At 69.3% G+C, this 21289-nt stretch carries 21 protein-coding genes, 1 other RNA gene and 1 riboswitch; of the genes, 14 read left to right on the plus strand and 8 right to left on the minus strand.

Going from position 1 to position 21289, the window contains the following annotated elements; all coding sequences use genetic code 11:
• Positions 1-32: 32 nt before the first annotated feature.
• The 3 genes from KIT53_RS03155 to KIT53_RS03165 all read left to right on the plus strand — a co-directional run bounded on the left by KIT53_RS03155 (position 33) and on the right by KIT53_RS03165 (position 3195).
• Complete coding sequence (locus KIT53_RS03155; RefSeq protein WP_297747504.1) at positions 33-1742, plus strand: thiamine pyrophosphate-binding protein; 1710 nt, start codon at positions 33-35, stop codon at positions 1740-1742.
• A 97-nt stretch (positions 1743-1839) separates the two neighbouring features.
• Positions 1840-2538 (plus strand): LuxR C-terminal-related transcriptional regulator, encoded by a 699-nt coding sequence (locus KIT53_RS03160; protein ID WP_297747507.1) that lies wholly within the window; start codon positions 1840-1842, stop codon positions 2536-2538.
• Between the two features lie 6 nt (positions 2539-2544).
• On the plus strand, positions 2545-3195 hold the full coding sequence (locus KIT53_RS03165) for a Crp/Fnr family transcriptional regulator (RefSeq protein WP_297747510.1): 651 nt from the start codon (positions 2545-2547) through the stop codon (positions 3193-3195).
• 30 nt (positions 3196-3225) lie between these two features.
• On the opposite strand, the gene KIT53_RS03170 is transcribed toward KIT53_RS03165, so the two are convergent.
• From KIT53_RS03170 to KIT53_RS03185, 4 genes are all read right to left on the minus strand, one after another.
• Complete coding sequence (locus KIT53_RS03170; protein WP_297747515.1) at positions 3226-5157, minus strand: hypothetical protein; 1932 nt, start codon at positions 5155-5157, stop codon at positions 3226-3228.
• A complete protein-coding gene (locus KIT53_RS03175; RefSeq protein ID WP_297747520.1) occupies positions 5154-6236 on the minus strand; it encodes a phosphatase PAP2 family protein in 1083 nt (360 codons plus the stop codon). The genes KIT53_RS03170 and KIT53_RS03175 overlap by 4 nt, the downstream gene beginning before the upstream one ends.
• Positions 6237-6252: 16 nt before the next feature.
• A complete protein-coding gene (locus tag KIT53_RS03180) occupies positions 6253-8085 on the minus strand; it encodes a hypothetical protein (protein WP_297747523.1) in 1833 nt (610 codons plus the stop codon).
• A 144-nt stretch (positions 8086-8229) separates the two neighbouring features.
• Complete coding sequence (locus KIT53_RS03185; RefSeq protein ID WP_297747526.1) at positions 8230-8667, minus strand: SWIB/MDM2 domain-containing protein; 438 nt, start codon at positions 8665-8667, stop codon at positions 8230-8232.
• Positions 8668-8945: 278 nt separating this feature from the next.
• Here KIT53_RS03185 and rraA point away from each other — a divergent pair, with 278 nt between their 5' ends.
• Positions 8946-9449 carry a ribonuclease E activity regulator RraA gene (gene rraA / locus KIT53_RS03190; protein WP_297747529.1) on the plus strand — a complete coding sequence of 168 codons (504 nt, stop codon included), beginning with the start codon at positions 8946-8948 and terminating at the stop codon, positions 9447-9449.
• A gap of 9 nt (positions 9450-9458) precedes the next feature.
• Here rraA and KIT53_RS03195 read toward each other — a convergent pair whose 3' ends face one another.
• The 4 genes from KIT53_RS03195 to KIT53_RS03210 form a co-directional block, all read right to left on the minus strand.
• Entirely contained in the window at positions 9459-10274 is an 816-nt protein-coding gene (locus KIT53_RS03195) for a sulfite exporter TauE/SafE family protein (protein WP_297747532.1), read from the minus strand.
• Positions 10275-10276: 2 nt separating this feature from the next.
• Positions 10277-10457, minus strand: a non-coding RNA gene (gene ssrS / locus KIT53_RS03200) — 6S RNA.
• A 76-nt stretch (positions 10458-10533) separates the two neighbouring features.
• The gene (locus KIT53_RS03205; protein ID WP_297747535.1) at positions 10534-10917 is read right to left on the minus strand and encodes a cell division protein ZapA; all 384 of its coding nucleotides are present in this window, start codon (positions 10915-10917) and stop codon (positions 10534-10536) included.
• A complete protein-coding gene (locus KIT53_RS03210) occupies positions 10914-11156 on the minus strand; it encodes a DUF904 domain-containing protein (RefSeq protein WP_297747538.1) in 243 nt (80 codons plus the stop codon). Before KIT53_RS03210 ends, KIT53_RS03205 begins: the two co-directional genes overlap by 4 nt.
• A gap of 50 nt (positions 11157-11206) precedes the next feature.
• Positions 11207-11456, plus strand: a riboswitch (cobalamin riboswitch).
• A gap of 78 nt (positions 11457-11534) precedes the next feature.
• Here KIT53_RS03210 and KIT53_RS03215 point away from each other — a divergent pair.
• The 10 genes from KIT53_RS03215 to KIT53_RS03260 are packed head-to-tail and all read left to right on the plus strand — an operon-like array spanning position 11535 to position 21267.
• Positions 11535-13367, plus strand: coding sequence for a TonB-dependent receptor (locus KIT53_RS03215; protein WP_297747542.1), 1833 nt, complete (start codon positions 11535-11537; stop codon positions 13365-13367).
• Positions 13364-14698, plus strand: coding sequence for a cobyrinate a,c-diamide synthase (locus KIT53_RS03220; protein ID WP_297747545.1), 1335 nt, complete (start codon positions 13364-13366; stop codon positions 14696-14698). Before KIT53_RS03215 ends, KIT53_RS03220 begins: the two co-directional genes overlap by 4 nt.
• Entirely contained in the window at positions 14695-15516 is an 822-nt protein-coding gene (locus KIT53_RS03225) for an ABC transporter substrate-binding protein (protein ID WP_297747549.1), read from the plus strand. Before KIT53_RS03220 ends, KIT53_RS03225 begins: the two co-directional genes overlap by 4 nt.
• Positions 15509-16078: a bifunctional adenosylcobinamide kinase/adenosylcobinamide-phosphate guanylyltransferase gene (locus tag KIT53_RS03230; protein WP_297747552.1), complete on the plus strand. Its 570-nt coding sequence runs from the start codon at positions 15509-15511 to the stop codon at positions 16076-16078. Before KIT53_RS03225 ends, KIT53_RS03230 begins: the two co-directional genes overlap by 8 nt.
• A 14-nt stretch (positions 16079-16092) precedes the next feature.
• Positions 16093-16953 carry a helical backbone metal receptor gene (locus KIT53_RS03235; protein ID WP_297747977.1) on the plus strand — a complete coding sequence of 287 codons (861 nt, stop codon included), beginning with the start codon at positions 16093-16095 and terminating at the stop codon, positions 16951-16953.
• Positions 16950-17954, plus strand: coding sequence for an iron ABC transporter permease (locus KIT53_RS03240; protein ID WP_297747555.1), 1005 nt, complete (start codon positions 16950-16952; stop codon positions 17952-17954). The genes KIT53_RS03235 and KIT53_RS03240 overlap by 4 nt, the downstream gene beginning before the upstream one ends.
• Positions 17951-18721: an ABC transporter ATP-binding protein gene (locus tag KIT53_RS03245; protein ID WP_297747558.1), complete on the plus strand. Its 771-nt coding sequence runs from the start codon at positions 17951-17953 to the stop codon at positions 18719-18721. The genes KIT53_RS03240 and KIT53_RS03245 overlap by 4 nt, the downstream gene beginning before the upstream one ends.
• Before the next feature lie 27 nt (positions 18722-18748).
• Entirely contained in the window at positions 18749-19318 is a 570-nt protein-coding gene (cobO, locus tag KIT53_RS03250) for a cob(I)yrinic acid a,c-diamide adenosyltransferase (protein WP_297747561.1), read from the plus strand.
• 12 nt (positions 19319-19330) lie between these two features.
• Complete coding sequence (cbiB, locus tag KIT53_RS03255; RefSeq protein WP_297747564.1) at positions 19331-20293, plus strand: adenosylcobinamide-phosphate synthase CbiB; 963 nt, start codon at positions 19331-19333, stop codon at positions 20291-20293.
• Positions 20290-21267, plus strand: coding sequence for an aminotransferase class I/II-fold pyridoxal phosphate-dependent enzyme (locus KIT53_RS03260; protein WP_297747567.1), 978 nt, complete (start codon positions 20290-20292; stop codon positions 21265-21267). The genes cbiB and KIT53_RS03260 overlap by 4 nt, the downstream gene beginning before the upstream one ends.
• The last annotated feature ends 22 nt before the right edge of the window (positions 21268-21289 follow it).

Below are 21289 nucleotides of genomic sequence, written 5' to 3' on the forward strand. Positions count from 1 at the left end.
TAATTCACCAATGAGTTAATAAAGTCAATCTCATGCCCCAGCTTGCCGGACACCTGCTCGTCGAATGCCTGATCGCCCAGGGCGTCACCCATGCTTTCGGCGTGCCGGGTGAGAGTTACCTGGCCGTGCTCGACGGTTTCCATGCCCATGCCGGGCGCATCCATTTCGTGACCAATCGTCAGGAAGGCGGCGCGGCCTTCATGGCCGAGGCACAGGGCAAGCTTACCGGGCGGCCTGGTGTGTGCTTCGTGACGCGCGGCCCGGGGGCCACCAACGCCTCCATCGGCGTGCACACCGCGTTCCAGGACTCCACGCCCATGGTGCTCTTCGTTGGCGACGTGGCCAGCGATGCGCGCGACCGCGAAGCTTTCCAGGAGGTGGATTACGGCGCCTTCTTCGGTCCTTCCACGCGCGGCATGGCCAAGCGCGTGGAGCGCATCGACGACGCACGCCGCATTCCCGAATACGTGGCCCGCGCCTTCGCCACCGCCATGAACGGACGTCCCGGCCCGGTGGTGCTGGTGCTGCCGGAGGACATGCTCACGCAGACCGTGGACGCGCGGCCGCTGCCGCGCGTGGAGCCGGTGCAGGCCTGGAGCGACCCGGGCGCGCTGCGCGAACTGCGCACGCTGCTGCTGGCCAGCTCGCGGCCGCTGGTGATCGCGGGTGGCGGCGGCTGGACGCCGCAGGCCGCCGCCGCGCTGCAGCGCTTCGCGGAGAACTGGCAGTTGCCGGTGGCCAATGCCTTCCGCTTTCAGGACACTTTCGACAACCACCATCCGCTGTACGCGGGGGATGTGGGCCTGGGCATCAACCCTGCGCTCGCTCGGCGTGTGCGAGAGAGTGATCTGCTCATCGCACTGGGCCCCCGGCTGGGCGAATCCACCACCGGTGGGTACACGCTGATCGAGGCGCCGCAGCCGCGCCAGAAGCTGGTGCATGTGCACGCCAGCGCCGAGGAACTGGGCCGTGTCTACCAGCCCACGCTGGCCATCAACGCCACCATGAACGCCGCCGCGCGCAGCCTGGAGGTGCTGACAGCGCCGCCCGCCGTGCCCTGGGCGGACTGGGCGCAGGCCTGCCATGCCGACTACCTCGCCAACATTCACCCGGGCAACGGCGGGGTGGTGCTGCCGGGCAGCATCGACATGCCGGCGATCATCCACACGTTGCAGAAACACCTGCCTTCCGACGCGGTGCTGACCAATGGCGCGGGCAATTTTGCGAGCTGGCTGCACCGCTTCTTCCGCTACCACGGGCTGGCCAAGGGCCACAAGACCCAGTTGGCACCCACCAACGGCGCCATGGGCTATGGCGTGCCGGCCGGCATCGGTGCGGCCATTCTCACCGGGCGCACCGCCTTCACCATCGCGGGCGATGGCGACTTCCTCATGAATGGCCAGGAACTGGCCACCGCCGCGCAGCACGGCGCGCGCAGCATCGTGCTGCTGCTCAACAACGGCAGCTACGGCACCATCCGCATGCACCAGGAGCGCGAGTACCCGGCGCGTGTGAGCGGCTCGGGCCTGTCCAACCCCGATTTCTGCGTGCTGGCTCGCGGCTATGGCTACAGCGCCGAACGCATCACGCACACCGGTGAATTCGAGCCCGCGCTGCTGCGCGCGCTGGCGGCACCCGGCGGCAGCCTGATCGAGGTCGTGCTCGATGTCGACGTGATCACCACGCGCGGCACGCTGGGCGCCATCCGCGAGAGCGCGCTCAGGGCGGCGCCCCAGCGCTGATGTGATGTGAATAGTTCACAGGATTTCAGGCATCCGCACACACCCTGCGGGTGACCCCGCTGCCTAGACTGGGCCATCCATACAACGGGGGATGGGCATGTGGCAGCAAGGCAGTGATGTGAATTGGAACGACGCCGGCCTGGCGGGTGATGCCGCGGGGGCGCGCCCCGGGCTGCCTTCGCACATGCTGCTGCGGGTCTTCGACGAGATCGACTACGGCATGCTGGTGATCGACTCTCAGGGCCGCATCCTGCACGCCAACCACCTGGCTCGCCACGAACTGGCCAGCGGGCGCATGATCATGTCCTACGGCAACAGCCTGCTGGGCAGCCATGCCGGCTTCACCGGGCAGATCCAGCAGGCCATGGAGGCTTCCCTCCGCGGCCAACGCCGCCTGATCATGCTGGTGCAGGGCGAGCGGGAACTCTCGCTGGCCTTCACGCCGCTGAGCCATCCGCTGGAGGCCGACCCTCCCTCCGTGCTGGTGCTGCTCTCTCGCCAGAGCACCTGCGACAACCTCGCGGTGCGCATGTTCGCCCGCACGCTCAGCCTCAGCCCCAGCGAGGAGGCTGTGCTCATGGGCCTGTGCCGGGGCCTGGGCATTCCGGACATCGCGCGCCAGCACGGGGTGGCCCAGTCGACCGTGCGCAGCCAGATCAAGACCCTGCGCGAAAAGGCCGGTGCGTCGAGCATCCGCCGGCTCCTGCACCGCATCAACAGCCTGCCGCCGGTGGTGCCCGCCTTGCGCATCATCACGCCCATGCCCCACAATGCCACGGAGTTTTCCCACCCGTGAGCATGGATGCCCGCCGCCGCCGTTCCCTTTGCACCCCCTGCAGACAACCGACACATTGAAGCCCTTGCGGCGCTCGGCACCCCGCGCCGCTACCGGCGAGGTGCCCTGCTGATCCAGGAAGGCGAGACCGGCGACACCCTGTACATCGTGCTGCAGGGCCGCCTGCGCGCCTTCGTGGCCGACAACCAGGGCCGCGAACTTACCCTGGGACAGTACGGTCCGCTGGAGTACGTGGGCGAAATGTCGCTCGATGGCGGTCCCCGGTCGGCCAATGTGGAGGCCGCCGAGACCAGCACCTGCGCGGTGGTCACGCGCGCCACTTTGCTGGACTACATCGCCTCGCACCCCGAGTTCGCACTTGAACTCATGGCCCGCTTGATTCGCCGTGCCCGGCTGGCCACCGACAGCGCGCGCAGCGTGGCCCTGATCGACGTCTACGGGCGTCTGGTGCGGCTGCTCAACGACATGGCGGGTGAGCCCGACGAGCGCGGTGAGCGCCGTCTGGGCGAACGCCTGACGCACCAGCAGATCGCCCAGCACCTGGCTTGTTCGCGCGAGATGGTCAGCCGACTGCTCAAGGACCTGGAGACCGGTGGCTACGTCGCGGTGCGCGAGCGCTGGATCTGGTTGTGCAAGCCGCTGCCGGCGCGCTGGTGAGCGGCGCGCGCGGCAGGGAGGGTGACCGGTTCAGCCGCCGTTGAGCAGTTCGCGCGCGAGTTGCGGTGCCGACGAACTGGTCCCGGCCAGGCGAACCACGCTGCCACTGCGGCTACCGGCACCGAGCACGCCCCAGAGCGCGGGGTTGTCGTCGCTCGGGCGCATCACATCCGGTACCTTCTTCACGAATGGGCGCTGCGGTCGCCCGGCGTCCGGGTCCGGGCGGCGCGGCGAGTACAGCGCGAAGTGGCCGCTGGGCGAGGCGTGGCGGCGCGTGCCGCCGGCGCTGGTGGTGCGGTAGCCGGTGGACAGGCTGTTGAAGGTGCCGCTGCGCCGGATGGGCGTGGGGTTGGCCGGATCGTCCACGAACGAGCCGACGTTGCCGCTCATGTCGTAGTGCCGGTCCTCCAGGTAGGACTGTCGCGCGCCGGTGTGCACGCCCAGGGCAACGTCGTCGCGCTCGATGTAGGCGTCGAATAGCGTGGCCGCGGGACCGGTGTTGCGCAGTGTGACGCGCCAGCGGCCGAACGGTGCTGTGGCGGTGGTGCCTTCCCGGCTGAAGGTGGGGGCCAGCGCGAGCAGGGCGCAGGTGCCTCGGCTGCCGAGCGCACTGGTGGTCGGGTAGATCAGGCTGCACAGGGGGGCCTCGCCACCGTCGGTCCACACCTTGCCCTGGCCTTGGGCCAGGGCGGGAAGAGGGTGGTCGTGCCCCGGAGGCGTCACCTCGATCACCACACCCTGCGCGTCGGCAGGCAGCCAGATCTCCAGGTAGCTTTCGGTGCGGTCGTCGGGTTGCACCCGCCAGTGCAGGTCGACCGCCTGTCCGGGCGCCAGCGTGGCGTTCGCATGGGTGCGGCTCTGGTAGGCGTTGCCCGCCGGCACCGCGATGCGCAGGCGCCCACCCAGCAGGCCGATGAGTTCGTCCATCGCTGCCTCCAGCACCGAGGTGCCGTCGTGCGGTCCGGCCAGCGTGCCCCAACTGAGGTTGACCACCACGTCGGCACTCGGTGCGCAGCGCGAGAGGATGTACATCAGGCCGTCGAGCACGCTCACGTTCATGGCGCCGCCCGAGGTGTCCAGCACGTTCGACCAGTCCAGTTGCACCGCCACCAGGTTGCAGCGCGAAGCCTCGTCGTCCACCGGCGCGAGCGGGCTGCCGGGACCGCAGGCCTGGCTCATCACATGGGTGCCATGGTTGACTGGGCGGCTCAGGTCCCACAGCTGCAGGTATTGGTAGAGGCCGTCCTCGTCCAGGCGGCCACCGTGGGTGTGCGCTGCCATCGCGGCGTCGATGGCGGCGCCGCTGAGTTCATGGCCGTAGCCCATGTCGTGCGGCGTGGGCCCTGCGCGTGCCGGGTCCAGGGGCTCCGGATGGTGTGGCTGGTTGCCCGGCCAGCATCCGTTGATGGTGTCGTCCTGCCGCCAGAAGTGCTTCACCCGGGCGCGGCCGTGCGCGTTCAGGAACTGCTCGTTGGCCAGCGCCAGGCCGCCATCGATCAGGCCCAGCACCTTGCCAGCGAGCCGTCCCGGCACCGGCAGCGGAGTGCAGCCAGGCGTGCAGGGATCGACCAGTGCCCGCGTATGGTGCCCCACCGGCAGGCCCATTTCGAAGCGCTGGATCAGGCTGCGCAAGTGCGCATCGCTGCGCATGCGCTCAAAGAAACGCCGGCGCACGCGTGCACTGCAGAAGCGCAGGCCCGGCACGTTGAGGTACACCTTGGGAATCTGGAGCCAGGCGGTGGAGGAGGCGGCTACGAGTGCCGGCACATCGGCATGCGCGCTGAGCTCCATCACGATCGGCAGCCACTTGGGCTGCTTCCTGCCGCGCTTGAAGTGGTAGCCCGCGAAGTGGTTCGCCTCGGCCCACACCAGGTAGGGATCTTCGCCATCGATGGCGCCGGGCAGGCTCCATGGCGTGCCCGTGAAGCTGCCCGCCGGCAGCGGCGACCAGGCCGCGCTCACTGCCACTCCTTGCGGGCTTCCTCCCACAACCAGTTGAGCAGGGGAGCGCTGCCCACGGCGGTGCTGCTGGCCGATCGCGTGTAGGCATGTCCGTGGGTGTGGTTCATGGACTCGTGCACGTTGAAATCCAGTGGCTCGCCGTCGGGTTTTTCGAACAGCCGCCCATCGAAGCCACGCTCGTGAACGCGCGTACCGGTGGCGCGCGCCACCAGGAATTCCGCCAGCGCCGTGCCCAGCAACCGGCCGCAGGCGCTGTCCACCGGGTAGTGCACGCCGGCCACCACACGGTTGGTGGCGATGCGGGCGGCCAACCGCTGCAGTTGCTCGTTGCTGCGCGCGCCGTTGGCTGGGGGCGTTGGCGTGGGGGCGGTGTCCAGCAGTTTCTCCAGCAGCACCGCCACCGCGAAGGCCTCGGTGGCGTGGCCGCTGGGCCAACTGCCATGGCCCGGCGTCTCGATCATGGGCTGGATCTGAGGCGAGAACTGCACCGGGCGGATGCTGGCAAAGATCTGCTTGAAGCGCATCTCCACCAGCACCGCCAGGGAGAACACCAGGTCGATGAGCTGCAGCGTCTTCTTGTGGCGGTGCGCGCTCAGGCCGGCGACACCGGCCCAGAACTGGATGGGGGGCGTGCGCTGGTCCACGATTTCGGCCGCACGGTCGGCGCGCAGGTCGGCATAGGCGGCCACCAGATCCAGCTGTTTTTCGAATTGCGCCTTGGTCGGAGCGCGAAGGCGCACCAGCGGCTTGCGCTGGATGGTGCTGGCTTGCAGATTGGCGAACTCCAGAATCGCTTCCTGTGGCCCGGTGCGCGTGCGGAACAGCAGCCCTTCCACCAACTGGCTGAAGCAGGCCTCGTGGCGCGGGCCTTCCGCCCAGAGCTTGAGGTTGTCGGGCTGGTCGAAGCCCGGCTGCTGGACGTGCAGCACCGCTCCCTCATACGGACCGACGATCGCGGCGCGGCTGAGGATCAGCGCCTCTGCCGATACCACCGAGCCCGTGCTCACCCCCCCGCTGATCCCACCACTGATGCCTCCGCTTATGCCGCCGCTGATGCCTCCACTGATACCACCGCTCATGTCGATCCTCCTTGGGTTAGTGTGCTGGCAGACCCAGGCGGGTAAGCGCCTTGGCCACGCGTTGCCGCAGCGGGCTGCTGCCCCCGGCGGCGAGGTACTGCTGCACCGTCAGTTGCGGCTGCAGTTGCCTCATGAGAGTGAACGTCTCCTGGGCTTCCTGTCGCTGACCCAGCTCGTACTGGGAAATCAGCAGGGTGCGAATGGTCGGCAAGTGGTAGCGGTTCTTGCGCAACGAGGCCTTGCACAGATCGATGGCGCGCGCCCACTGTTCGGTGGCGGCACAACTGGTGGCCAGCATCATCTCGAAGTAGTATTTCTGCGGGTCCAGTGGCGAGAGGTGCAGCGCCTCTTCTGCTTCCGTCAGCGAATCCTCGGGGGTGCCCCACATGGTGGACCACACGCTGTTGTAGAGCCAGGCCATGGGGTCGTTGGGGTTGCTCTGCGTGGCCTCCTGCAACAGGCGGCGCGAGGTGTCGACGTCGTCGCCCAGATGGCACAGCGCGTGGCCTTTGATGGCCATGGCCAGTGAACTCGCGGGTTCCAGGTCCAGAGCCCGGTCCGCGGTATCGATGGCACGCCGGAAGTCGCGCGCGGGTTCGCCCGAGAGACCCTGCACCACCTGCATGATGTGCCACTTGGCGAGCCAGGCCCAGGGCGTTGCCACCCGCTTGTGGCGCTCCACCACGGCTTCCAGCAACTGATGGCTGCGCTGCAGGTCTCGCGGCGTGGATCGGTGCATCAGCGTGATGCCGCCCAGCATCAGCGCGTTGCTGTCGAGTTGCGGCACCGGCAGCACCAGGGTGCGTTGCACCACGTCGTTGAGCAGCGCGCGGGCACAGGCCTCGCAGAGCGCGTCGAGCAGGCTGCTCTGGGTCTCCAGCAGATCCTGGATGTCGCCGGTGAGCCGTTCGGCCCAGATCACCTCGCCGCGCCGGTTGTCGGCCAGCTCGGCCATGATCACCACCTTGTCCCCGTACGTCACGTAGCTGCCACCGAGCACGAAGGACGCGTCCAGTTGCTGACCGATCTCGTCGGCGCTGCGCTGGCGACCCCGGAAGGCCGTCGTGGACATGCGCGAGATCACGCGCAGATGCTGGCTGCGCGAGAGCTGCGCGATCACGCCATCGGCCACCAGCTCGCCGATCACGTACTGCTCCGCCGCGTGGCTGCGCGTCTCGAACGGCACCACGGCGATCGACGGCCGGAAATCCGTGGCCACCCCCTCGGGCACGCGGGGGCGTGCCGCCACCGAGTCCGGTGTCAATGGGTACAGGGCCCAGGTGCGCACCGGTTCCGGCCAGTGCTTGAGATAGCTCTCGCCGCGGTCCTCGACCTCCGCGTCCACACCCACCACGATGCCGTCGAAAACGCTGGCGGTGACCAGCGTCTCGCCGGGCGAGGCCAGGTCGGCTACGCGAGCAGCCAGGTTCACGCCCTGGCCATAGATGTCGTTTTCATCGGCGTAGATGTGGGTGGCGTTGATGCCTGCACGCAGGTGCAGTTGCTGCGAAGCCGGCAGCGTCTGGTTGAGCGGTATGAAATAGCGGTGCAGCGCCAGGGCGGCCTGTACCGCCTCCGTGGACTGGTCGAACTCGGCCAGTAGACCGTCTCCCAGGCTCTTGACGAGACGACCGCGGCAGGTCGGCAGGACCTGGGTGGCGGCGTGGTGCATGAAGCCGCGCCATTGGTTGATGATGGCGGCCTCGTTGGCCGCCATGAGCCGCACCGATTCCACCAGATCCATCACCAGCACGACCTTGTGCCGCTGCTGCGGCAGTGGAGGGACGTCCGACTCATCTCCCTGCGGGGGCAGGGAGGCCGGCGATGTCGGTGGCGGGCTGGACGTCATGCCTATACGGGTATATGTAACAGCTTGCAGTTTCTCATATGTCCGCGCCCTGGCAGCCCGGGTACCCCGCAAAAACAGCAAAGCCGACGGATGTCGGCTTTGCTGAGGGGACCGCGTCCTGCCCGCAGGGCGCGGAGAGCGGGATCACTTCAGGTGGTCGTTGACCAGCTTGGTCATCTCGAACATCGAGGCCTGGGCCTTCTTGAAGATTTCCTTGAGCTTGGCGTCGGCATTGATCATGCGACGGTTCACCGAGTCCTGCAGCTTGTTCTTCTTGATGTAGTCCCAAACCTTCTTGGTGACTTCGGTGCGCGGCAGGGGGCTGTTGCCCACGATCGCGGCCAGTGCAGCGCTGGGGGTCAGCGCCTTCATGAAGGCTGCGTTGGGGGTGCGCTTCTTGGCCGGAGCCTTCTTCGCGGGGGCCTTCTTGGCCGGAGCGGCCTTCTTGGCGGGCGCAGCGGCCTTCTTCGCCGGAGCGGCCTTCTTGGCCGGAGCCTTCTTCGCCGGAGCGGCGGCCTTCTTCGCCGGGGCCTTCTTGGCCGGAGCGGCCTTCTTCGCCGGAGCTTTCTTCGCAGTTGCCATGTTGAATTTCCTTCTAGAAGTGGACTTGTATTCCCAGTGGAAAACGCGCTTTCTCACTGGTGACTCGCATGCTAATGGAGATGCCTGCGCAATCCAAGGTGCGAAGCCCGGTTTTTTCAAGCTTTGCGAGGGGGGAACGCCTGTTTTTGGCTGGGAAAACAACACTTGTGCGCCGCAGGGCAAGGAAGGACCTGCCTGGGGCGTCATTTGTGGGGCGTTTCTGCTTCAATTCCCGGCAGGTTTCACGTCATGTTTTCCTTCGTCTCCGGGGTTCTGCCATGCCTGCTTCCGATGTCTTCAAAGCCACCTGCGACCTGTGCGATACGCACAAGGGCGACGCGAGCGGCGCGTTCCGCGTGTTGCCGCCGGTCTTTCGCAGCTTTGGTGCTGTGGTGCGTTTCGCCGGTCCCGTGGTCACGGTGAAGTGCTTCGAGGACAACACGCCTGTGAAGGCTGCGGTGGAGAGCGCGGGTGAAGGGCGGGTGCTGGTGGTGGATGGCGGTGCCTCGCTGCGCCGTGCGCTGCTCGGTGGCAACCTGGCCGCCGCCGCCGCGCGCAACGGGTGGGCTGGCGTGGTGATCGATGGCTGCGTGCGCGACGTGGCAGAGCTTGCCGCGTGCGAGACCGGTATCCGTGCCCTGGCCAGCATGCCCTTGCCGACCGAGCGCCGCACCGAGGGGCAGCGCGACGTGCCGGTGATGATCCAGGGCGTGTGGGTGCGGCCCGGCGACTGGCTCTATGCCGACGAGGACGGCATCGTCGTCGCCGACCGCCGCCTCTGACCGGTCGACTCAGGCCGTCAGGCCTTTGTAGAGCATGTAGGCGGCCAGCACGTAGAGGATGCCCGCGAAGGCGCGCTTGAGGGCTTTCACCGGCAGGGCGTGCGCGGCCTTGACGCCCAGCGGTGCGGTGAGCACGCTGGTGGTGGCGATGACGGCGAGCGCGGGCAGGTAGATGTAGCCGAGCGAACCGGCAGGCAGGTCCTTGACGCCCATGCCGGAGAAGACATAGCCGGTGGCATTGGCCAGCGCGATGGGGAAGCCCAATGCGGCGCTGGTGGCCACCGCGTTGTGGATGCTGACGTTGCACCAGGTCATGAAGGGCACGCTGACGAAGCCGCCGCCCGCACCCACCAGTCCGGAGAGGAACCCGATCACGCCACCCGCACCCAGCAGGCCTGGCGTGCCGGGCAGCGTGCGCGTGGGGGCGGGCTTCTTGTCCAGCAGCATCTGGGTGGCCGAGAAACCGACGAAGACGGCGAAGAAGAGCGCCAGCCATGAGCCCTTGAGCACCGCGAAGACGCCGAGGCTGGCAATGACCGAGCCCAGCACGATGCCGGGCGCCAGACCCTTGACGATCTCCCAGCGCACCGCGCCGCGCTTGTGGTGCGCACGCACGCTGGAGATGGACGTGAAGATGATGGTGGCCATGGAGGTGGCGATGGCCATCTTGACCGCCAGGTCGGCCTCCACGCCCCGGCCCGCGAGGATGAAGGTGATGAAGGGCACCATCAACATGCCGCCGCCGATGCCGAGCAGGCCGGCGAGAAAGCCCGTGGCGATGCCCAGCAGGGCCAGTTCAAGGATCAGGAGGGGGTCAAGAGGCATGAAAGGTGTCTGCAAGTGCCGCCGGACCGTCATCCTGAACCGGGGGTTCAGGTGGGCGAGGGCAGCGGGGCTTCGGGTTCGTCTGACGCGAGACGCTCGCACCAGCCACGCAATGTACCAAGCCCGGGCTCAATGAGCATTGGTTCAAGGAAATATAAAGCCCGGCGCGCACCGCAGACGGTGTGGATTGTAGGCGCTGCAAGAGCCCCTGGCGGGCCATCGGTCGATCCGGTCGCACGCAGTGACCGGCGGCGCCGCGTCAGAGGAGCCGGCCGTCCTTGTCCAGGGTCTGGTCGAGCCGGCGCATGAGGTCGTCCACGCGGGACTGCGTCTGCGGATCGAGCGGTTCGTGTTCGAACGCGCCGCCCGCTTCGGCGAAGGCGCCGTTCTCCGGCTGGCCGAAGGACGAAGCCTGGAAGGCCACCGCTTCCTTCTGCGAAAGTTCGAAGGCGAGGTTGAGCGAGGCCAGCACGGCGATGCGGTCGCGCGCCTTGACCTTGCCCGCGTCCCGGATGCGGCACATGGCCGTGTCCACACGTTCCACCGCATCCAGCAGCGAGGCCTCGCCGCCCGGCGGGCAGGACAGCAGGTAGCTCTGGCCCATGATCTGGACCTCGATCTGCTTGTTGCCGGGCTTGTTCATGAGCGTTCCTTGCGTGGGTCTTTGGCGGCCAGTTCGGCGACGCCGGGCGGCAGGCGGTCGAGCAGTGCGTCGATGCGCGCGCGCGCGGCGAGCAGCCGGGACTTGAGCGAGTCGCGCTCGGCCTGCAGCGCTTGCACCTGCTCGACGAGCAGGCTGTTGGTGCGCTGCAGTTCCTCGTGGCGCAGCAGCAGCCGCTCCACGCGCTCCGTGATCTGGTCAATGTGCTTGGGGTCGGCCATGGTCGGGACTCGCTGTTGGCCCATTGTAGGGTTGCACCGCGCCGCGGCCGTTTAGAATGCCCGGTGTTGGTGCTCGCGGTGTGGTTCGCATGCCGCAGTTCAACGGGAAGCAGGAGGGAATGTCCCCCGGGACGGACCTAACCTGCGCTGCCCCCGCAACGGTAAGCAGTCGAGAGACCTGGCGCCAGCCAGGCCACTCTGCATTCATCAGACAGCCACTGGACGGCGTACCCGCCGTCTGGGAAGGCGATGAAGGTCGCACTGCCAGCCCGGATACCGGCCAACGAGGTGGTGGTGCGTCCAGCGATGGGTGCGCCGCCGTGACGCCCAGGCGCCGTCGGGGAAGACGGCGAGGGCACCCAAGTCAGTGTTCTTTTCATGAAAAACCGTTCCTTGCGCGTGCCACTGGCCGTGCTGCCGCTGGCCGTTCTGGCCGCATTCCCCACCCACGCCCAGACCGAGGCCCGCGCGGTCCTCGCCGAGACCGTGGTGACCGCCACCCGCGTGGAGACACGCACCGACGCCGTGCTCAGCGATGTCGTGGTGATCGATGCCGACACTCTGGAGAAATCCACCGGGCGCACGTTGTCCGAGGTGCTCACACGCGCCGCCGGTCTGCAGATGACGGCCAATGGTGGCCTGGGCAAGCAGTCCGGCCTGTTCGTGCGCGGCACGGAGACGCGCCACGTCCTGTTGCTGGTCGATGGCGTGCGCTACGGCTCTTCGACCGCCGGCTCGGCGTCGTTCGACAACATTCCGCTGGGCATCATCGACCGCATCGAGGTGCTCAAGGGGCCGGCCTCCGCGCTGTACGGCAGCGATGCCGTGGGTGGCGTGGTGCAGGTCTTCACCAAGCAGGGGACCAAGGGCTTCCATCCGAATGCCAGCGTCACGCTGGGCAGCTATGGCCACCGCGCCGCCAGCGCCGGCCTCAGCGGCGGCACCGACGAGGTGACCTACTCGCTCAACCTGGGGACCGTGCGCGAGCGGGGCTTCTCCGCCACCAACCCGGGCGTGGCTTTTGGCAGCCACAATCCGGATGACGATGGCTTTGATCAGGACAGCGTCTCGGGTTCGCTGCGCTGGGCGATCGCACCGGGGTGGGTGACCAGCCTGAACTTCACCCAGGCCGACGGCACCACCGAATACGACAATGGCCCGGGTGCTTTCAACGTGCGTTCCGATGTCACCACGCGCGTGGCGGCCTGGGGCCTGGAGCGCAAGTGGTCGGCCGACTCGCGCACGCAGCTCAAGCTCTCGCGGTCCGACGACCGGTCCACCAGTTTCACGGCGGCGGACACCTCGCGCTTCAACACCGCGCAAACGCAGACCACGCTGCAGCACGACTGGAACACCTTTGCCGGCAACGTGGTGGTGGGTCTGGAGTCGATCCGCGAAGAGGTCTCCGGCACGCAGGCCTATGCGGTCAACAGCCGCACCACGAACGCCGCCTTCGCTGGCATCCAGGGTCAGGCGGGTTCGCACCTGTGGCAGGCCAACCTGCGGCGTGACCGCAATTCGCAGTTCGGTGGCGCCACCACGGGCTTTGCGAGCTATGGCTACCAGATCACGCCGAACTGGCGCCCGCACGTTGCCTACGGCACCTCGTTCAAGATGCCGTCGTTCAACACGCTGTACTACGTCTCGCCATTCTTCAACGGCAACCCGACGACGCAGCCCGAGCGTGGCAAGAACAGCGAGCTGGGTCTGACCTACACGCAGGGTCTGCACGAGGTCAAGCTCACGCGGTTCGACAACCGCGTGCGGGGTTTCATCACGCTGCAGCCGGCGGTGGCCAATGTGCCGCGCGCGCGCATGGAGGGCTGGTCGCTGTCCTATGCCGGCGCCAGCGGCCCGTGGACCTGGAGCGCCAACCTGGAGTTGCTGGACGCGCGCAACCTGGCCAACCGCCTCAAGCTGCAGCGCCGCGCCGACGAGTCGCTGACCTTTGCGCTGGATCGCCAGAGCGGTGCCTGGACCTGGGGCGCTTCGCTGCAAGCGCTGTCGGACCGCTTTGACAACGCGGCCAACACCGTGCGGCTGCCGGGCTTTGCCACGCTGGACCTCTACACCCGCTACCAGGTGGCCAAGGACTGGTCGGTGAACCTGCGGCTCAACAACCTGGCCGACAAGGTCTACGAAACGGCGGCGGGCTACAACCAGCCGGGTCGCGCGGCCTACGTCACGCTGGACTGGAAGCCTCGCCGATGAGCGTGCGCTGCCCGGCCATCCTGGTGGCGGCCCCGGCGTCCGGCCAGGGCAAGACCACCGTGGCCGCGGCGCTGGCGCGCCTGCATGCGCGTGCGGGCCGGCGCGTCACGGCGTTCAAGTGCGGGCCGGATTTCCTGGATCCGCACTGGCTGACGCTGGCCAGTGGCGCGCCGGTCCATAACCTGGACCTGTGGATGACGGGCGAGGACGATGTGCGCGCGCGCCTGCACGCGGCCGCCCAGGTGTCCGACCTCATCGTCGTCGAAGGGGTGATGGGCCTGTTTGACGGCGAGCCCAGCGCCGCCGATCTGGCACAGCGCTTGGGCCTGCCGGTGCTGGCGGTGATTGACGCCTCGGCGATGGCGGGCACCTTCGGCGCGCTGGCCTTTGGCTTGCAGCATTTCCGTCCCGGCCTGCCGTGGGCCGGGGTGTTGGCCAATCGGGTGGCCGGCGAACGCCATGCGCAGATGCTGCAGGCGGCGCTGGGGCCCGCGTCCGCCACCTGGCTGGGCGCGGTGATGCGCGACGCCGCCTTCAGCCTGCCCGAGCGTCACCTGGGCCTGACCGTGGCCGCCGAACTGCCGGATGCGCTGGCCCGGCTGGATGCCGCGGCCGATGCGCTGGCGGGTACGCCGCTGGGTCGCATGGACGCGGCGGCGCTCGCGGCCTGGGACGTGCCCTTCGGTGCGCCCGCACCCGTGCCACCGGTGCCCGATCGGATGCTGGCGGGCCGCACCATCGCGGTGGCACGCGACGCGGCCTTCTGCTTCATCTATCCCGCCAACCTCGATCTGTTGCAGGCGCATGGGGCTTCGCTGGTGTTTTTCTCGCCGCTGGCGGACGAGCCGCTGCCTCCCTGCGATGCGCTGTGGCTGCCCGGCGGTTATCCGGAGTTGCATGCGGCCACGCTGGCCGCCAACCGCATTTGCCGCGCCAGCGTGATGGCGCACCTGCAGGCCGGACGGCCGGTGTGGGCAGAATGCGGCGGCATGATGCCCTTGTTTGAACGCCTGATCACCGCCGATGGCGCGCACCACGCCATGTGGGGTGTGCTGCCGGGGCAGGTCGCGATGCAGCCCAGGCTGGCCGCGCTCGGTCCGCAGCAACTGGCTCTCCCCCAGGGCGTGCTGCGCGGCCACACCTTCCATTACTCCCGCTGCGAGACCCCGCTCGCTCCCGCCATGTGCACCATGCCCGCGCGCGGCGGTGCGCGCGGGGCGGGAGAGGCGGTGTACCGCAGTGGATCCTTGCAGGCCAGCTATTTCCATGCGTGGTTCGCGTCGGCCCCGGCGGCCGCCGCCGCGCTTTTCTTGCCGGAGGGCGTGGCATGAGTGCCGCCGACCTGGGCCCGCAGCGCATCGTCTGCCTGACCGAAGAGACCACCGAGTGGCTCTACCTGCTGGGGCAATCGCACCGCATCGTGGGCATCTCGGGTTACACGGTGCGGCCGCGCCGCGCGCGTGAGGAGAAACCCAAGGTCAGTGCGTTTCTCAGTGCCAGGATCGACCGGATCCTGGAGCTGCGGCCCGACTGCGTGTTCGGGTTCTCCGATCTGCAGGCCGACATTGCGGCCGAGCTCATCCGCGCCGGTGTACAGGTCACCGTGTTCAACCAGCGCAGCGTGGAGGAGATCCTGTCCATGCTCTACCAGGTGGCTGCCATGGTGGGCTGCGCGGAAGAGGGACAACGCTGGATAGCCCAGACGCGTGGGCGGCTGGAGGGCATCCGCGAGCAGGTCCGTGCGCTGCAGGCGCAGGGGCATCGCCGGCCGCGTGTGTTTTTTGAGGAATGGGACGAGCCGCACATCAGCGGCATCCGCTGGGTGTCGGAGCTGCTCGCCATCGCCGGAGGCGACGACGTGTTCCCCGAACTGGCGCAGCAGGCGCTCGGCAAGGACCGCATCATCGCGGATGGCGCCGAGATCGTGCGGCGCAACCCGGACATCGTGATCGGCTCCTGGTGTGGCAAGAAATTCCGGCCGGAAAAAGTGGCCGCGCGAGCCGGGTGGGAGGGCGTGAGCGCGGTGCGCGATGCCCAACTGTTCGAGATCAAGTCCGCCGACATCCTGCAGCCGGGCCCTGCCGCCTTGACCGACGGCGTGGCGCAGTTGCACCGCATCGTCAGCGACTGGATGGTGCGCCATGGCTGACGGCATCGCGCGCCGCGAACTCATCCTGGGCGGACAGCGCAGCGGCAAATCTCGCCGGGCCGAGACGCTGGCGCGGCAGTGGCTGCAGGGCGCACCCGGCCGGCGCGCGGTGCTGGTGGCCACCGGCCAGGCCTGGGACGACGAGATGCGCGAGCGCATCGAGCGCCACCAGCGCGAGCGCGCGGTGCGCGTGCCCGGCCTGTTGACGGTGGAAGAGCCGCTGGCGCTGGGAGAGGCCTTGCGCGCGCACGGGGATGCGAACACGCTGCTGGTGGTGGACTGCCTCACGCTGTGGCTGACCCACCTGATGATGCCGGCGCAAGGGCCGGCCCGTGATACCGAGGCTCCTCGGCGCGCGCTGCTGCATGCCCTGGGCGACGCGACCGGCCCGCTGGTGCTGGTGGGCAACGAGATCGGCCTGGGTGTGATTCCCCTGGGCCGGGAGACGCGCGCCTTCGTGGACGCGCTGGGCGCATTGAACCAGGCGGTGGCGGGCGTGTGCGAGCGCGTGACCTTCATGGCCGCCGGCCTGCCCCTGATATTGAAAGACACATCCGAATGAAAGCGCTGACCCTGATGCGCAGCCTCTGGCTGATCCTGGCTCTCTGTGCGGTGGTTCCCGCGCGGGCGGCGGACATCCGCATCACCGACGACCGGGGCGTGACAGTGACGCTGCCTCGCACGCCGCAGCGCATCGTCTCGCTGCTGCCATCGCTCACCGAGACGGTGTGCGAGCTGGGGGAGTGCGCCCGGCTGGTGGGCGTGGACCGCTACTCCAACTTCCCGGCCTCCGTGCAGTCGCTGCCCAAGACCGGCGGTGGCATAGACCCCAGCATCGAGGCGATCGTGGCGCTGCGGCCCGACGTGGTGCTCATGGCCACCTCCTCGCGCGGCGTGCAGCGGCTGGAGGCGCTGGGCCTGAAGGTGCTGGCCATGGAACCCAAGAACTCGGCCGACGCACGGCGCGTGCTGGGCAAGCTGGGTGAGTTGCTGGAGGTGGCCGATGCCCAGCGCATCTGGCGCGCCATCGACGCCGGCGTGTCCGCCGCCGCCCAGTCGCTGCCGCCGGGCGCGCGCGGCCTGCGGGTGTACTACGAGGTGAGCACCGGCGGCTATGCGGCCGGCACGCAGTCCTTCATCGGCGAGCTGATGGCGCGCCTGGGGTTGAAGAACATCGTGACCCCCGAACTCGGGCCGTTCCCGCGCATCAACCCGGAATACGTGGTGCGCGCCAACCCGGATCTCATCATGATTGGCTTGCGCAACGTGCAGGGCATGGAGCAACGCCCGGGATGGGCTGGCATGAAAGCGCTGCGCGAGCAACGGGTGTGCGTGTTCAGCGCCGAGCAGTCCGACGTGCTGGTGCGCCCCGGGCCGCGCATGGCCGAGGCCGCGCGGTTGCTGGCGCGCTGCGTCGCCGAAAAGGGGTTGCCGTGAACGGACGGCTCCACAGCCTGTGGCTGGGTACCGCGCTGCTGGTGGCTGCGGCCATCGTGCTGCTGCTGGGCGCGGGCATCGGCAGCACAGGCTTCGACAGCGTGCTGCGCGCGCATGAAGACCCGGTGGCGTGGCAGATCCTGTGGGACATCCGCCTGCCGCGCACCCTGGGTGCCTGGATGGCCGGCGGCCTGCTGGGACTGGCGGGTGCCGTGGCGCAGGGGCTGTTCCGCAACCCGTTGGCCGACCCCTACCTGCTGGGCAGCGCATCGGGTGCCGCGCTGGGGGTGGCGCTCGCGCTGGCGCTCTTTGGCGCATCGCCGTTCGCCACGCAGTGGCTGGTGCGGCTGGGCCTGACCGGTGCGGCCTTCGCGGGCGCGGTGCTGGGCGTGATGCTCACGCTGGTGCTGGCCAAGGGCGTGCAGCACACGCTGCGGCTGTTGCTTGCCGGGGTGATCGTGGGGGTGGTGCTCGGCGCGGCGCGCGACCTGGTGACCATCGCCGCACCCGAAGTCTTGCAGGCCATGCAGGGCTTCACGCTGGGCAGCACCGGTTTCGTGGGCTGGCCGGCCTGCGGCGTGATGGCGGCCATGTTGCTGGGGGCGGCGCTGGTGGCGGCGAGCACCGGGCGCGTGCTGGACGGGCTCGCACTGGGCGAGTCCACGGCGCTCAGCCTGGGCCTGCCGCTGGGGCTGGTGCGTGCGGTGCTGGTCGCGGTGCTGGCGCTGGCCACCGGCGCGGCGGTGGCACAGACCGGCCTGATCGCCTTCGTCGGGCTGGCGGCGCCCCATCTGGTGCGCTCCATCGTAAAGACCACGCACGCCCGCCTGGTGCTGCTGAGCGCAGGCATGGGCGGTCTGTTGCTCATGGCGGCCGACGTGCTGGCGCGCTGGGTGATCGCGCCGCAGGAATTGCCCGTGGGCGTGCTCACCGCCGTGCTGGGCGGCAGCTACCTGTTGTGGCTGATGCACCGCCGCCGGCGGCCCGGGGGTGGCCTGTGAGCGCGGCGACACCGGCCTTGCAGGCGCGCGGCATCGGCGTCGCGCTGGGCGGCACCGAGGTGCTGCACGGCATTGACATCGCCTTGCCCGCCGGGTGCTGGACCAGCGTGGTCGGCCCCAACGGCGCGGGCAAGTCCACATTGCTCAAGACCCTGGCGGGCCTGCTGCCGCATCGGGGCGAAGTGGCGTTGCTGGGCCGGCCGCTGCCGCACTGGCCGGGCCGCGAGCGCGCCAGGCGCCTGGCCTGGCTGGGGCAGGGCGAGCAGGGCGCAGAGGACCTCAGCGTCTGGGACGTGGCCATGCTGGGACGCCTGCCGCACCAGCCCTGGCTGGCGCCGCCTTCGCCGGCCGACCGTGACGCCGTGGAGCTGGCGCTGCGCGCGACCCAGGCCTGGGACTGGCGCGACCGCGCGCTCGGCGCGCTCTCTGGCGGCGAACGCCAGCGCGTGCTGCTGGCGCGCCTGCTGGCGGTGAACGCCGACGTGCTGCTGATGGACGAGCCTCTGGCCAACCTGGACCCGCCGCACCAGGCCGATTGGCTGCGCCTGGTGCGCGAGCTGGTGGCGCAGGGCCGCACCGTGGTCAGCGTGCTGCACGAGATCGGCATGGCCCTGCACGCCGATGCCATGGTGGTGGTGGCCGCGGGGCGTGTGCGCCACCAGGGTGCCTGCGACGATGCGGCAACCCACCAGGCGCTGGAAGACGTGTTTGACCACCGCATCGCCATCCACCCGCTGGGGAACCAATGGGTGGCGTTGCCGCGATAGAAACGGATACCCGGCAAGGAGAACCTGATGCAGATCGAGACACCCCCCACCGAACGGCGCTACGAAAGGCCCGAGGGCGAACGCAGAGGCTTGCTGATCGTGCACACCGGCGACGGCAAGGGCAAGAGCACGGCCGCCTTCGGCCTGGCGGTGCGCGCCCACGGGCGTGGCAAGTCGGTCAAGGTCTACCAGTTCATGAAGGTGCCGTCGGCGCGCTTTGGCGAGCACCGCGTGTTCGAGCAACTGGGCATTCCTATCGAGGGTTTGGGCGACGGGTTCAGCTGGAAGAGCCAGGACCTGGCGCATTCCGCGCAACTCGCGCGCGATGGCTGGCAGCGGGCCCGCGCGGCCATTCTGGGCGGCACCCACTTCATGGTGACGCTGGACGAGCTGACCTATCCGCTGATCTACGGCTGGCTGCCGCTGGACGAGGTGTTGCAGACCCTGCGCGAGCGCCCGCGCGACGTGCACGTGGTGATCACCGGCCGCCGGTGTCCGCGGGAGATCATCGAACTGGCGGACACCGTGACCGAGATGACCCTGGTCAAACACGCCTTCAAGGCCGGCATACCCGCCCAGCGGGGCATTGAAGACTGAGCACGGCGCGCCATGTTTGCCGACACCTCGTTCTCCGACGCGGTCTGGCCGCTGGCCATGCTGCTGGCGCTCGCGATCGACCGCTGGTGGGGTGAACCCGCGGCGCGCTGGCATCCGGTCGTGGCCATCGGCCGCTACCTCTCGTTCGCAGGGCAACTGATCGCGCCTCCGTCCGGTGCGGCGCGCGCGCGCCCCTTTGTGCTGGGCGCGCTGGCCTGGTGCCTGGGCGCGGGCGTGGTCGCGGCGCTGGCCTGGGGGGCGGCCTGGGCCGTGGCCTCGTGGGTGTGGTGGCTTCAGGTGCTGGTCCTGGGCGTTCTGCTCAAGCCCCTGCTGGCCTGGCGCATGCTGCGCGACGAGGTGCGGGCGGTGGAGTCGGCGCTGGCGGTGTCGCTGGAGGCGGGCCGCACGCGCCTGTCCTGGCTGGTGAGCCGTGATGTGGCGGGGCTGGACGCCGCGCAGGTGCGGGAGAGCGCAATCGAGTCGCTGGCGGAGAACCTCAACGACTCGGTGGTGGCACCGTTGTTCTGGTTTGCCGTGGCGGGCCTGCCTGGCGCAGCGGTTTACCGGTTCGCCAACACAGCCGACGCCATGTGGGGCTACCGGGGCCAACGGGACGGCCGCGACTGGACCTGGGCCGGCAAGTGGGCGGCGCGGGCCGACGACGTGCTGTCTTGGTTGCCGGCGCGCATCACGGGTGCGCTGCTGGCGCTGCCGCGTGCCTGGCGTTGCCGGCGGGCGTGGTTCGCGCAGGCGCGGCTCACGCCATCGCCCAACAGCGGCTGGCCGATGGCGGCGATGGCCTTGACGCTCGGCGTGCGCCTGGCCAAGCCCGGTGTGTACGTGCTGCACCCGCAAGGCCGGCTGGCACAGCCTCAGGACACCGGGCGTGCACTGCGGCAGGCTGCGCGCGTGGTGGCGATGCTGGCGGCCGCGTGCGGCCTGTGGGCCTTGCTGGCTTGGGGCGGTGCTGCATGAAGCGCCTGCACGGTGGCCCTGATACCCTGGGCGTGCCCGCGTGGGACTTTTCCACCAACGCCAACGCCTGTGGCCCCTGCCCGCTGGCACTGATGGCCGTGCAGCAGGCCGACGCGCGCCGCTACCCCGATCCCGCCTACACCAGGCTGCGCGAGGCGCTGGCGGCCTTCCATGCGGTGGATGCCCGGCGCATCGTGCTCGCCGGCAGCGCCAGCGAGTTCATCGCGCGCATCACGGCCTGGGTGGCGCGCGAGGGCGGCCGGCGGGTATGGTTGCCTTCGCTGGCGTATGGCGACTACGCTGCCGCTGCCCAGACCTGGCGGCTCGAACCGGTGGCGGATGGCGCGCAGGCCGCACTGGCCTGGCTGTGTGAACCCGCCAGCCCCTTGGGCGGTGGTGAGCCCGAGGCGCGGCGGGTGGCCGCGTCCGGTGCCGTCGTGGTGCTGGACCGTGCCTACGAACCGTTGCGCCTGGAAGGTGCGGGCAGCCTGGCGGAGGCCGACCTGGCCAAGGTCTGGCAACTCTGGTCGCCCAACAAGGCCTTGGGCCTGACGGGTGTGCGCGGGGCCTATGCCATCGCGCCCGATCAGGCCCTGCCCCAGGCCATGGCGCTGGATGCGATGGCGCCCTCCTGGCCGCTGGGCGCGCACGCGGTGGCCATGCTGGAGGCCTGGAGGCGGCCGCAGGTACAGGACTGGCTGGCGCAGAGCCGGGCGCAGTTGCGTGCCTGGAAAAGTGCGCAGCTGCAGTGGCTGTCGGACCTGGGCTGGCCCTGCCTGCCCAGCCAGGCCAACTACTTCTGTGCCCGCGCGCCGGTACCGCCCGATGTGGGCGCGCTGCGCGCCGTGGGCATCAAGCTGCGCGATGCGCGGTCGTTCGGCCTGCCGGGGCACTGGCGCCTGAGCGTGCAGCCACCGGCCGCGCAGGCCGTGTTGCGCGCGGCGCTGCTGGCGCAGCGGGAGGCGGTGGCATGAACCGGGACCGGTGTTTGCGGGG

This window comes from Hydrogenophaga sp., from assembly GCF_026125785.1.
Lineage (GTDB): Bacteria > Pseudomonadota > Gammaproteobacteria > Burkholderiales > Burkholderiaceae_C > Hydrogenophaga.

What these genes read in the sequence shown, in the direction of transcription:
- KIT53_RS03155 (WP_297747504.1), top strand. Translation starts at nt 33, where the DNA reads ATGCCCCAGCTTGCCGGACACCTGCTCGTCGAATGCCTGATCGCCCAG.
- KIT53_RS03160 (WP_297747507.1), top strand. Translation starts at nt 1,840, where the DNA reads ATGTGGCAGCAAGGCAGTGATGTGAATTGGAACGACGCCGGCCTGGCG.
- KIT53_RS03165 (WP_297747510.1), top strand. Translation starts at nt 2,545, where the DNA reads ATGCCCGCCGCCGCCGTTCCCTTTGCACCCCCTGCAGACAACCGACAC.
- KIT53_RS03175 (WP_297747520.1), bottom strand. Translation starts at nt 6,236, where the DNA reads ATGAGCGGTGGTATCAGTGGAGGCATCAGCGGCGGCATAAGCGGAGGC.
- KIT53_RS03180 (WP_297747523.1), bottom strand. Translation starts at nt 8,085, where the DNA reads ATGACGTCCAGCCCGCCACCGACATCGCCGGCCTCCCTGCCCCCGCAG.
- KIT53_RS03185 (WP_297747526.1), bottom strand. Translation starts at nt 8,667, where the DNA reads ATGGCAACTGCGAAGAAAGCTCCGGCGAAGAAGGCCGCTCCGGCCAAG.
- rraA (WP_297747529.1), top strand. Translation starts at nt 8,946, where the DNA reads ATGCCTGCTTCCGATGTCTTCAAAGCCACCTGCGACCTGTGCGATACG.
- KIT53_RS03195 (WP_297747532.1), bottom strand. Translation starts at nt 10,274, where the DNA reads ATGCCTCTTGACCCCCTCCTGATCCTTGAACTGGCCCTGCTGGGCATC.
- KIT53_RS03205 (WP_297747535.1), bottom strand. Translation starts at nt 10,917, where the DNA reads ATGAACAAGCCCGGCAACAAGCAGATCGAGGTCCAGATCATGGGCCAG.
- KIT53_RS03210 (WP_297747538.1), bottom strand. Translation starts at nt 11,156, where the DNA reads ATGGCCGACCCCAAGCACATTGACCAGATCACGGAGCGCGTGGAGCGG.
- KIT53_RS03215 (WP_297747542.1), top strand. Translation starts at nt 11,535, where the DNA reads ATGAAAAACCGTTCCTTGCGCGTGCCACTGGCCGTGCTGCCGCTGGCC.
- KIT53_RS03220 (WP_297747545.1), top strand. Translation starts at nt 13,364, where the DNA reads ATGAGCGTGCGCTGCCCGGCCATCCTGGTGGCGGCCCCGGCGTCCGGC.
- KIT53_RS03225 (WP_297747549.1), top strand. Translation starts at nt 14,695, where the DNA reads ATGAGTGCCGCCGACCTGGGCCCGCAGCGCATCGTCTGCCTGACCGAA.
- KIT53_RS03230 (WP_297747552.1), top strand. Translation starts at nt 15,509, where the DNA reads ATGGCTGACGGCATCGCGCGCCGCGAACTCATCCTGGGCGGACAGCGC.
- KIT53_RS03235 (WP_297747977.1), top strand. Translation starts at nt 16,093, where the DNA reads ATGCGCAGCCTCTGGCTGATCCTGGCTCTCTGTGCGGTGGTTCCCGCG.
- cobO (WP_297747561.1), top strand. Translation starts at nt 18,749, where the DNA reads ATGCAGATCGAGACACCCCCCACCGAACGGCGCTACGAAAGGCCCGAG.
- cbiB (WP_297747564.1), top strand. Translation starts at nt 19,331, where the DNA reads ATGTTTGCCGACACCTCGTTCTCCGACGCGGTCTGGCCGCTGGCCATG.
- KIT53_RS03260 (WP_297747567.1), top strand. Translation starts at nt 20,290, where the DNA reads ATGAAGCGCCTGCACGGTGGCCCTGATACCCTGGGCGTGCCCGCGTGG.